This is a genomic window from Streptomyces sp. MBT65 (assembly GCF_016612545.1).
Lineage (GTDB): Bacteria > Actinomycetota > Actinomycetes > Streptomycetales > Streptomycetaceae > Streptomyces.
Genome location: NZ_JAENRY010000364.1, coordinates 1 through 11362, shown reverse-complemented (window position 1 = coordinate 11362; position 11362 = coordinate 1). Strand labels below are relative to the sequence as shown.

Here is an 11362-nt window from a genome sequence, read left to right as displayed (position 1 = left end):
GCCCAGGAGGGCTGTCCGCCGCCGCGGGGATGCCCATGGCGGGCGGTGCCGGCGGCGGACAGCCCTCCTGGGCGCAGCAGGTGCACCGGCTGGCGGGGGACGAGGAAGGTGCCGTAGCGCCCTGGAAGCCTCCCGTGGAGGACGTGTTCCAGGCGGCGGCCCGGCGGCAGTCGGCGGCGCGGCCCGCGGGGCTCGGCAAGCGGCTGCTCGCCCGGCTCGTGGACACCGTCGTGCTCGGCGCGGTCACCGCCGTGGCCGCCGTACCGCTGGGCACCAAGGCGGTCGACCACCTCGACGGGAAGATCGACGCGGCCAAGCTCTCCGGCCGTACCGAGACGGTCTGGCTGCTGGACGGCACGACGGGCGCCTACCTGGGCATCGTCCTCGCCGTGATCCTCGTCTTCGGTGTTCTCTACGAGGCGCTGCCCACCGCCAAGTGGGGCCGCACCCTGGGCAAGAAGCTCTGCGGTCTCGAGGTGCGCGGCATCGAGAGCCACGAGCCGCCCGGCTTCGGCGGGGCGCTGCGCCGCTGGCTCGTGTACAGCGTCCCGGGGCTGCTCGGCATCGGGATCGTCGGGGTCGCCTGGTGCCTGTTCGACCGGCCCTGGCGCCAGTGCTGGCACGACAAGGCAGCACATACGTTCGTGGCGGGATAGCGGGGTACGGCATCCGGGGGACCTGATTCCGTACCCCGGACGGCCGCTCGCCGGATGCGAAGTCGCACGGTTCGCGGTCGACTCGGCCCATGAGCACCGAACCGCCTCCGGGCTCCGGCCAGCAGCCGCCGGAAGACGACCCGTTCAGGAAGCAGCCCCCTCCTGGCCAGGGATCGGGCTCACCGTACGACCCGTCCTACGGGAACCAGCCCCCTCCGTACGGCGGCGGTGGCGGTGACCCCTACGGTGGCGGCTCGTACCCCACCGACCCCCTCGCCGGCATGCCCCCGCTCGCCGACAGCGGCCGCCGCACGCTCGCGAGGATCATCGACATGATCCTCGTCGGCATCGTCGTCTGGCTGGTCACCTGGGCCTTCGGCGTCCACGAGTACGACGTCGGCTCCGACGGCGCGTCGTACGCCAAGTCGCTGGGGCAGTCGCTCGTCGCGGCCGTGCTCTACATCGGCTACGACACCGTGATGCTCGCCAAGTCGGGGCAGACGCTGGGCAAGAAGTGGCTGGGCCTGCGCGTGGCCAACCTCGACAACGGGTCGACGCCGTCCGTGCAGACCAACCTGATCCGCGCGGCGGTGCTGTGGATCCCGTTCGCGTTCTGCTGCGCCTGCATCTGGACGGCGATCAGCGGCGGTTGGAGCTTCTTCGACAAGCCGTACAAGCAGGGGCTGCACGACAAGGCGGCCAAGACCGTGGTGGTCAGCACGCGTTGAGGTGACCGGGGGCCGACTCCCGGGCCGTACACAGCGATCGGCGGGTCCGTCGTCAACGGACCCGCCGATTCGCGTGGTCGAGCGTGCGCTTGAGCCTGGGCTTGTGCTTGGTCTAGGGAGTGCTCCGCTCCCGTACCGGCTGCGCGGACGACACGGCGGCGGCGGAGACGGTCTCCCGCCGTACCGACACCCGTGCCTGCTGCGGAAGGGACGGAACGGGGGCGGGGACCGCGGTCTGGACGGCGGCCCTGGCCGCTGTCCGGGCGCGGGCCTTCGGCTGCGGCACCGTCAGGGAGACGAGCAGTCCGAGGGCGAGCGCCGCGCATGCGATGACCGCGATCCCCAGACCGGAGTTCGTCTGTGACAGCAGCAGCATGGCGAGCGTCGAGAAGATCACGGTGAACGAACCGTAGGCGAGCTGTGCGGCGGTCGGACGAGGCATGGCAATCGAGTCCTCGTTAGGCGATGGAGGGGAGCTGTGAAAGGGGGGTGCGACAAGGATGTCGGCCTGGCTTTCCGCCGGGTTCCGGGCGATCCGCCAATCGACTCTATTCGCCTGCATGCCCGAGTGGAACGTGCAGTAAGCATGACCTAACACACAGCTCCGGAGCATGGGGGGCGCACGGAGTCATACCGTCCACCAAGTGGACGGATGCACGCGCCTGTTGAGCGAGCCTCGAGTCGCCCGTGCGTGTCCGTAAAGCGGACCCCGGCTTCGCATAGTGCACTTGTCCTGCTCAAGTCAAGGTCTGTCTTTTCTCGTAAACCTCTAGTCAAATAACGTCACTTGACTATCACGCGTACACCGCGCGCGGACCTTCCATGACTTCCAGGACCCCCCCTTCCGCGCGGTCGGGTACGCAGGGGAGGACCTCAAGTGACCAGCAGACCCTGGACGTTCAGAGCGGCCGCGGTGGGCGTGGCCCTCGCGGCGGCCACCGCCACGTTCTCGACGTTCGCCGTGGCGGAAGCCAGCACCTCGGCCAAGTCCACCACCGTGGACCGGCACGACCCGGCACCGGTCGCACAGAAGGAGCACGACCTCGACGGCCCGCTGAGCAAGACGCAGGACGCGCAGCGCCAAGAGGCCCTGAACCAGGTCATATCCGGCAAGGCGTCGGTCAAGGACCGCAACGGCTCGCAGGTCGTCCAGCTCAAGAGCAAGGGCGGCAAGAGCAAGTACGTCGAACTGGGCCGGGAGAAGACCGACAAGATCTTCACCATCCTGGTCGAGTTCGGCGACAAGGTGGACACCCGCTACGGCGGCACCGTCGGCCCGCTGCACAACCAGATAGCCGCGCCGGACCGTACCAAGGACAACTCCACGGCCTGGCAGGCGGATTACAACCAGGCGCACTTCCAGGACCTGTACTTCGGCACCGGCAAGAAGACCGAGTCGCTGAAGAAGTACTACGAGAAGCAGTCCTCGGGCCGCTACTCGGTCGACGGCGAGGTCACCGACTGGGTCAAGGTCCCCTACAACGAGGCCCGTTACGGCTCCAACGACGCCCCCACCGGCGCCTGGTACGCGGTCCAGGACGGCGTCAACGCCTGGGTCGCCCAGCGCGAGGCCGCGGGTGACACGGCCGCCGAGATCAAGACGGAGCTGGCCCAGTTCGACCAGTGGGACCGCTACGACTACGACGGCGACGGCAACTTCAACGAGCCCGACGGCTACATCGACCACTTCCAGATCGTGCACGCCGGTGAGGACGAGTCGGCCGGCGGCGGCGCGCAGGGCGAGGACGCGATCTGGGCGCACCGCTGGTACGCCTTCGGCACCGACGCCGGCGCCACCGGCCCGGGCACCAACAAGCTCGGCGGCACCCAGGTCGGCGACAGCGGCATCTGGGTCGGCGACTACACCATCCAGCCGGAGAACGGCGGACTCGGCGTCTACGCCCACGAGTACGGCCACGACCTCGGCCTGCCCGACGAGTACGACACCGCGGGCGGCGAGAACTCCACCGGCTTCTGGACGCTGATGTCGTCCGGCTCCTGGCTCGGCACCGGCAAGGACGCCATCGGCAACCTGCCCGGCGACATGAACGCCTGGGACAAGCTCCAACTGGGCTGGCTGGACTACGACGTGGCCAAGGCGGGCGTCAAGTCGAAGCACACGCTGGGCGTCGCGGAGTACAACACCAAGAACGCGCAGGCGCTGGTGGTGCAGTTGCCGGAGAAGGAGGTCACCACGCAGGTGGTCACCCCGGCGCAGGGCGCCACGCAGTGGTGGAGCGGCAGCGGCAACGATCTGAGCAACACCCTTTCCCGGACAGTGGACTTGACCGGGAAGTCGGCCGCGTCTCTCACGCTGGACGGCTACTACGACATCGAGGCCGACTACGACTACCTCTACACCGAGGTGTCGAAGGACGGCGGCGCGACCTGGACCGCGATCGACGGCACGCTGGCCGACGGTTCCGCCATCCCGCGTGACGGCAGCGGCAACCCCGCGCTCACCGGCACGGCGGCGGCGTACCAGAAGCTGACGTACCCGCTGGACGCCTACGCGGGCCAGAAGATCGACGTGCGCTTCCGCTACCAGACCGACAGCGGTGTGGCGCAGAAGGGCTTCGCGGCCGACGAGATCACGGTGACCGCCGACGGCGCGACCCTCTTCTCCGACAACGCCGAGGCCGCGGACGCCGCGTGGACCGCGAAGGGCTTCTCGCGCATCGGCGCGTCCTTCACGGACGACTACGCGCAGTACTACATCGCCGAGAACCGTCAATACGTGTCGTACGACAAGGTGTTGAAGGTCGGCCCGTACAACTTCGGCTTCTCGACGACCCGTCCGGACTGGGTGGAGCACTACGCCTACCAGAACGGCCTGTTGATCTGGAAGTGGGACACCTCGCAGGCGGACGACAACACCAGCCAGCACGCCGGTGAGGGTCTGATCCTGCCGATCGACTCGCACCCGACGCAGCTGAAGTGGTCCGACGGCACGCTGATGCGCAACCGCATCCAGGCCTACGACTCGCCGTTCAGCTGGTACCCCACGGACTCGGTCACGCTGCACAAGGCCGATGTCGCCACCAAGATCAAGTCGCAGCGCGGCGTCCCCGTCTTCGACGACGGCAGGTCGACCTACTACGACACGTCGAACCCGACGGCCGGTGTCAAGATCACTGACACCAACACCCGGATCAAGATCGTCAAGGAGCCGCTGGACGGCTCGACGGTCACGCTCCAGGTCGGCCCTTCGGCGAAGTAGTCGGTAAAAGCGCAGGTCAGAAACGTATCGGCGGTGACCCCCTGGCGGGTCGCCGCCGATCCGTGTTTAGGTGCGTCCTGTGCGTCGCTTATTGACACCGACTTCGACACCGACTCTCCCGGGGGTGTGACCGCATTGTCCGCAGGAGGTTTCTGCAGGCTGCCGACAGGCAGCGTGGTGGTGGCGTTGAACCTGCCCAGACCCAGCGCCCAGGGTGACGGCTGCGTTCGCGTCCTCGTCCACGCACGCAACCGCGCCCGGGCGCTGACCCGGCTCCGCAACCTCGGGATGCGGGCCGTCTACCTGCGCGGCAACGCCGAGCCGCCGACCCCGGACGAGATCACGGCCGTCCTGCACCACCCCGACGGCCTGATATGGCGCACGGCCCCGGCGGCTGACAACGCTGTCCTGATTCCGGGCCCGGAGCTGACGCAGGAGTTGTGGCATCCGATCCGGGCGTTGTTGCGGCGGCCTCCGGCGGCTGCGTGACGCTCCGCTGGGCGGTTTGTTGTCTGCGGGCCGGTGTCTGTGGGCTCGGGGGATGGGTGGTGTGGTGTCCGCGGGCCGGTGGGGCTGGGTTCGGGAGACGGTTGGTGTGGTGTTCGCGGGCTCGGTGGGGGGCTGGTCGGGCGCACGCGGCGGGGCCGCACATCGATACAGCCTCGCGCCCTTTGCGGCGCGGCCGGCGCCGCGATGGTGCGGGGGCGCGCGTTTTCTGCCGACCGGTGGGGGCTGGGCGGGGCTATGCGGTGGAGCCGCGAGTGTCGCAGCCTCGCGTCCCTCGGGGCGGGGTCGGCGTCGTACTGGGGTCGCTGGTGGCTGACGGCTTGAGGCGGCTTCGGTGGGGGCTGGTCGGGCCTACGTGGTGGACGGGCACATGTCGCAGCCCCGCGCTCCATAGGGCGCGGTCGGCGCCGTGCTGAGGTGGCCGGTGGCTGACGGCTTGAGGCGGCTTCGGTGGGGGCTGGTCCGGCCAGCGTGGTGGAGTTGCCCATCGATACAGCCTCACGCTCCTTGTGGTGTGGCTGGCGCCGCGAGTGTCCCAGCCCCGTGCACCTCGGGACGCGGCCGGCGACGTGCTGAGGTCGCCGGTGGCTGACGGCTCGGCGCGGCCCCGGTGGCGGGCTGGTCCGGTCCACGCGGTGGAGCCGCACCTTGTTGCAGCCCCGCGCCCCGTTGGGCCGCGTCCAGCTTCGGGGCGTCGGCCATCACAAGCCGTGCCGTAGGCACCTAACCGCGCCGCAGGCAACCGACGGCGCCGTAGGCAACCGACCGCGCCGCAGGCAACAAACCGCGCCGCGCTCCCCGCGCTCCCCGCCCCGAGCGGCCGATGCGCCCCGGCAGGTGGTCCGTGGACCCGCCCTGCGCGACCCCCGCGCCCCCGACAGGCGGGTCGGGGTGATTGAGCCCATCCTGGGATGGCTCGGGGCAGCCTAGACCGCAGCGGAGGCCCTTTCGTGGCTACCGTCCTCTACCGCCTGGGGCGTCTGGCGTTTCGCCGGCGCTGGTTCGTGACCGTGTTCTGGGTGGTGATCCTCGCGGCCCTCGGGTTCGCCTCCAGCAAGGCGGCCGAAGCGCCCGCGACCACCTTCTCCACCCCCGGCGTCGAGTCCCAGCGGGCCTTCGACCTGATCCAGCAGCGCTTCCCGGGAGCACAGGCCGACGGTGCCGTCGCCCGGGTCGTCTTCGTCGCCCCCGACGGCCAGAAGATCAGCGCCGGCGCGGACCGCGCGGCCGTCGTCCGGCTCGTCGACGAGGTTTCCGGGGGACCGCAGGTCGCCTCCGCGATCAACCCCTTCCAGGCGGGCGCGGTCAGCAAGGACGCGACCACCGCCTACTCGACGATCACATACACGGTGCAGGCCAACGACCTCTCCGACACCGCCAAGAAGAACCTGGAGAACGCCGCCGCACAGGCCCGTGACTCCGGCCTCACCGTCGAGATCGGCGGCACCGCACTGGCCGCGCAGCCCTCGGCGGGCGGCGTCGGCGAGATCCTCGGTGTCGCCATCGCCGCCGTGGTGCTGCTGATCACCTTCGGATCGCTCGCCGCCGCCGGACTCCCGCTGCTGACCGCGATCCTCGGCGTCGGCATCTCCATGACCGCGATCACCACCCTGGCGAGCACCCTCGGCCTCTCCGACACCACCGGCACCCTCGCCACGATGCTCGGCCTGGCCTGCGGCATCGACTACGCCGTGTTCGTCGTCTTCCGCTACCGCGAGGAACGCGCCAACGGCCACACGACCGAGGAGGCGGCCGGCCTCGCCGTCGGCACCGCCGGCTCGGCGGTGGTCTTCGCGGGCCTCACCGTCGTCATCGCGCTCGCCGGGCTCTCCGTCGTAGGCATCCCGCTCCTCACCAAGATGGGCCTGTGCGCGGCCGGCGCGGTCGTCCTCGCCGTCCTCATCGCGCTGACCCTCGTGCCCGCCCTGCTCGGCTTCTGGCCCCGCGCCGTCCTCTCCCGCCGCTACAAGACGACCGGCCGCCGTATCCAGGGCGTGGCCGGCAACATGGGCAGCCGCTGGGCGGGCTTCGTGCTGCGCCACCCCTGGCCGGTCCTGTTCGGCACGGTCGCCGGACTCGTGGTCCTCGCCCTCCCCGCACTGGGCCTGCAACTGGGCCAGTCCGGCGACGAGGCCAAGTCCACCGCGACCACCGAACGCCGGGCCTACGACGACCTCGCCACGGCGTTCGGCCCCGGCTTCAACGGCCCGCTGACGGTGGTCGTGGACCTCACCGACGCCGACCACCCCAAGGCCGCCGCGGCCACGGTCGAGAAGCGGATCGCCGCCGTACCGGGCGTGGTGTCGGTGACCCCGGTCCGCTTCAACTCGGCAGGAAACACCGCCCTGTTCACCGCCGTACCGGCCGAGGCGCCGACCAGTCAGAAGACCGTCGACCTCGTCCACACCATCCGCGACGACCGTCCCGCGATCGTGGCGGCGGCCCCCGGCGCGAGCTTCGAGGTCACCGGCACCACCGCCCTCAACATCGACGTCGCCCAGAAGGTCAGCGGCGCCCTGATCCCGTACCTGATCGTGGTCGTGGGCCTGGCGGTGCTCCTCCTGCTCCTGGTGTTCCGCTCGATCGTCATCCCCGTCAAGGCGGCCGTCGGCTTCCTGCTCTCGGTGCTCGCCGCGCTCGGCTGCGTGGTCGCGGTCTTCCAATGGGGCTGGGGCGCAAGCCTGTTGGGAGTGGAGACCACCGGCCCGATCATGAGCCTGATGCCGATCTTCCTGGTGGGCATCGTCTTCGGCCTCGCCATGGACTACGAGGTCTTCCTCGTCTCCCGCATCCGCGAGGCCTACGTCCACGGCAGCGCGGCCCACGCCTCGATCGCGACCGGGTTCCGCTACAGCGCCCGGGTCGTGACCGCCGCCGCCCTCATCATGATCTCGGTCTTCGCGGGCTTCATCACGGCCGGCGACTCCATGATCAAGATGATCGGCTTCGGCCTCGCGATCGCCGTCCTCTTCGACGCGTTCGTGGTCCGCATGGCCTTCGTACCGGCCGTCCTCGCGATCCTCGGCGAACGCATCTCCTGGCTACCGGGCTGGCTGGACCGACTGTTGCCGAACGTCGACATCGAGGGCGAGAGCCTGAGCAGCCAACACCCGGCAACGGAGCCAGTGGACAGCCCCGAGAAGACGGCTGTGTGAAACGCGGCCCGCCGCGGTGCCCCTTTTAGGGCGCGGGGCTGTATCGACATGCGGCTCCGCCGCGTGGGCGCGCCCAGCCCCCACCGGCCCGCGGCCGACGAACGCGTAGTCGACGGACCGTCAGACGACCGGCTTCCCCGTCAACTCCACCCCGGCCGCGCGCAGTTCCTCCAGCGCGCGGTCGGTGGTCTCCTTCGCCACCCCGGCCGTCAGATCAAGCAACACCTGCGTCCGGAACCCCTCCCGCACAGAGTCCAACGCCGTCGCCTTCACACAGTGGTCCGTCGCGATCCCGACCACATCCACCTCGTCGATCTCCCGCGCCCGCAACCAGTCCCCGAGCGCGACCCCGTTCTCGTCCCGCCCCTCGAACCCGCTGTACGCCGCCGCGTACGCCCCCTTGTCGAACACGGCGTCGATCGCCCCGGATGCGACCGCGGGTGCGAAGTTCGGGTGGAACCCGACCCCCTCCGTGCCCGCGACACAGTGCGCGGGCCAGGAGTGCGCGAAGTCGGGGTTGTCGGCGAAGTGGCCGCCGGGCGCGATGTGGTGGTCGCGGGTGGCCACGACGTGCCGGTAGCCGGCGGGTGCCTGCCCGATCAGCTCGGTCACGGCGGCGGCCACGTCGGCACCACCGGACACCGCGAGACTGCCTCCTTCGCAGAAGTCGTTCTGCACGTCAACGACGATCAAGGCGCGGCGCATGGTGGTGTCCTTCGCGGAGAGTGAGATTCGAGCCTAGAGACTTCGGCGCCACCGCGGGAGGGCGCACTCCTGATTTTCGTACGGGTCTTAACTGCTGGGACGTAAGGGGCGGGTCTTGAACGGCAGATCGTGATCGGCGGGTCGTGAACGGCGGGTCTTGAGCGGCGGGTCTTTAACTACCCGACCGCAGTTGGACGTACTCCGTCGGAATGACGGCTTCCCCGCGTGACAACTGGGTCGCCGACAACGGCAGGTTGCCCCGAGCGACCGCATGCCGATCCCGTACGACGTCCAGCGGTTCGCGGGCCACGACCTCGCCGCCCTTGACCAGCTCGACGAGCAACTGCCGGTCGGCCAGCTCGGCCGGCACCGGTCCGATGCCGATCACCTCGGCCTCCGCGACCCCGTCGCCGTCCAGCCGTCGTGCTGCCCACTTGCGCCCGCCGATCGACGTCTTGCCCCCGCTGGACTTCTTCGCGACCGGCACCAGCGGCGCCTTCGGATCGGCGGACTCGGCGCGCGCGACCAGCTTGTAGACCATCGAGCAGGTCGGGTGCCCGGAGCCGGTCACCAGCTGGGTGCCGACGCCGTACGCGTCCACCGGCGCCGCCGCCAGCGAGGCGATGGCGTACTCGTCCAGGTCGGAGGTCACGATGATCTTCGTGTTGACGGCGCCCAGCTCGTCCAGCTGCTGCCGCACGCGGTGCGCGACGAGCAGCAGATCGCCCGAGTCGATGCGGACGGCGCCCAGTTCGGGCCCGGCGACCTCCACCGCCGTACGGACCGCCTCGGTGACGTCGTACGTGTCGACGAGCAACGTCGTGTTCCGGCCCAGAGAGTCGACCTGGGCCTGGAACGCGTCGCGTTCGTTGTCGTGGAGCAGGGTGAAGGCGTGCGCGGAGGTGCCGACGGTGGGGATGCCGTAGCGGAAGCCGGCCGCGAGGTCGGAGGTGGTGGCGAAACCGCCGACGTAGGCGGCGCGGGAGGCGGCGACGGCGGCGAGTTCGTGGGTGCGGCGGGCGCCCATCTCGATCAGCGGGCGGTCCCCGGCGGCGGAGGCCATGCGGGAGGCGGCGGCCGCGATCGCGGAGTCGTGGTTGAGGATGGAGAGGATCACGGTCTCCAGGAGCACGCACTCGGCGAACGACCCCTCGACCCGCATGATCGGCGAGCCCGGGAAGTACACCTCGCCCTCCGGGTAGCCCCAGACGTCACCGCTGAAGCGGTAGGCGGCGAGCCACTCCAGGGTCTCCTCGTTGACGACCTGACGCTCGCGCAGGAAGCCGAGGACGTCCGCGTCGAACCGGAAGTTCTCCACCGCGTCCAGTACGCGTCCGGTGCCCGCGACGACGCCGTAGCGACGCCCCTCGGGCAGCCTCCGGGTGAAGCACTCGAAGACCGAACGCCGGTCGGCCGTACCCGCTTTGAGGGCGGCCTGCAGCATCGTCAGTTCGTAGTGGTCGGTGAAGAGCGCCGTCGAGGGAACGTCCACCGGCAGCCCAAGGTCCGCTGTGTTCATGGCAACGGATGGTACTCCCATCTCGTCACTCTGACGATTTGTGGGGTCCATTTGTGCGGGCACCCCCTTGTGGTGGCAGCATGGGCGCTGTGACGTCACCCGCACCCCTGGAGATCGAACGCACCGAGTCGGCGGAGGAGGTCTTCGCCGTACCCGAGCCGGACGTCCCCTGGGTCACGATCGTGCACAACGACCCGGTCAACCTCATGAGCTATGTGACGTACGTCTTCCAGACGTACTTCGGCTACTCGAAGGACAAGGCCACCAAGCTCATGAAGGACGTCCACCACAAGGGCCGCGCGGTCGTCTCCAGCGGAAGCCGCGAGGAGATGGAGCGCGACGTGCAGGCCATGCACGGCTACGGTCTGTGGGCCACCCTCCAGCAGGACCGGAAGTAGCGACCCATCCCGATGCCAGGACACTTCGAACCGCTCCGCGACGGCGGCGCCGCGCCCTCGCGGGGCAAGCGCGAGAACGCCCTCGCGGTGGTCCGCACCCTCGACTCGCTGACCCCCGGCGGCGACGGCGGCGCGATCCTCAAACTGACCGCCGACGAGTCCCGCCAGTGGCTCGGCTCCCTCAACGACCTCCGCCTGGCGATCGGTTCACGCCTTGACATCACCGACGAGGACGACACCGACGACCTCTACCGCCTCCCGGACGAGGACCCCCGCAAGCCGATGGTGATGGCGTACCTCTGGCTGGGCGGCCTCCAGGAAACCCTGGTCACGACCCTGCTGCGCTGACCAACGACAGCGAGACGGGCCGGGCTGCCACCACTGGTCACACAGCCCGTGCGGGCCGCTCGCGTCGATCACTCGGGCCGTGCCGACCGGAGTCGTACAGCCCGCGCATGCCGCCCGAGCCGGTCG

The 11362-nt window shown here is 69.9% G+C and carries 9 protein-coding genes and 1 pseudogene; 7 read left to right on the top strand and 3 right to left on the bottom strand.

Going from position 1 to position 11362, the window contains the following annotated elements:
• Together JHN63_RS44680 and JHN63_RS44675 are read left to right on the top strand one after the other, a co-directional pair.
• Positions 1-656: RDD family protein (locus JHN63_RS44680; RefSeq protein WP_234478636.1), on the top strand; the 656-nt coding region annotated here is incomplete at its 5' end.
• A gap of 89 nt (positions 657-745) precedes the next feature.
• The gene (locus JHN63_RS44675) at positions 746-1384 is read left to right on the top strand and encodes an RDD family protein (RefSeq protein WP_200690859.1); all 639 of its coding nucleotides are present in this window, start codon (positions 746-748) and stop codon (positions 1382-1384) included.
• Positions 1385-1496: 112 nt separating this feature from the next.
• Here JHN63_RS44675 and JHN63_RS44670 read toward each other — a convergent pair whose 3' ends face one another.
• Positions 1497-1826 (bottom strand): hypothetical protein, encoded by a 330-nt coding sequence (locus JHN63_RS44670; protein WP_200690858.1) that lies wholly within the window; start codon positions 1824-1826, stop codon positions 1497-1499.
• Between the two features lie 435 nt (positions 1827-2261).
• Between JHN63_RS44670 and JHN63_RS44665 the strand changes: the two genes are divergently transcribed.
• The 3 genes from JHN63_RS44665 (at position 2262) to JHN63_RS44655 (ending at position 8266) form a co-directional block, all read left to right on the top strand.
• Positions 2262-4604 (top strand): immune inhibitor A domain-containing protein, encoded by a 2343-nt coding sequence (locus JHN63_RS44665; RefSeq protein WP_200690857.1) that lies wholly within the window; start codon positions 2262-2264, stop codon positions 4602-4604.
• 135 nt (positions 4605-4739) lie between these two features.
• A complete protein-coding gene (locus JHN63_RS44660) occupies positions 4740-5093 on the top strand; it encodes a hypothetical protein (RefSeq protein ID WP_200690860.1) in 354 nt (117 codons plus the stop codon).
• Positions 5094-6061: 968 nt separating this feature from the next.
• Positions 6062-8266, top strand: coding sequence for an MMPL family transporter (locus JHN63_RS44655; protein ID WP_200690856.1), 2205 nt, complete (start codon positions 6062-6064; stop codon positions 8264-8266).
• A 120-nt stretch (positions 8267-8386) separates the two neighbouring features.
• Here the strand turns inward: JHN63_RS44655 and JHN63_RS44650 are convergent, their stop codons facing one another.
• On the bottom strand, positions 8387-8971 hold the full coding sequence (locus JHN63_RS44650) for a nicotinamidase (protein ID WP_200690855.1): 585 nt from the start codon (positions 8969-8971) through the stop codon (positions 8387-8389).
• A 172-nt stretch (positions 8972-9143) separates the two neighbouring features.
• On the bottom strand, positions 9144-10490 hold the full coding sequence (locus JHN63_RS44645; RefSeq protein WP_200690854.1) for a nicotinate phosphoribosyltransferase: 1347 nt from the start codon (positions 10488-10490) through the stop codon (positions 9144-9146).
• Between the two features lie 80 nt (positions 10491-10570).
• Between JHN63_RS44645 and clpS the strand changes: the two genes are divergently transcribed.
• Entirely contained in the window at positions 10571-10888 is a 318-nt protein-coding gene (gene clpS, locus JHN63_RS44640; protein ID WP_200690853.1) for an ATP-dependent Clp protease adapter ClpS, read from the top strand.
• Between the two features lie 63 nt (positions 10889-10951).
• Positions 10952-11236, top strand: a pseudogene (locus JHN63_RS44635) (DUF2017 family protein); the annotation flags it as partial.
• Positions 11237-11362: the final 126 nt, after the last annotated feature.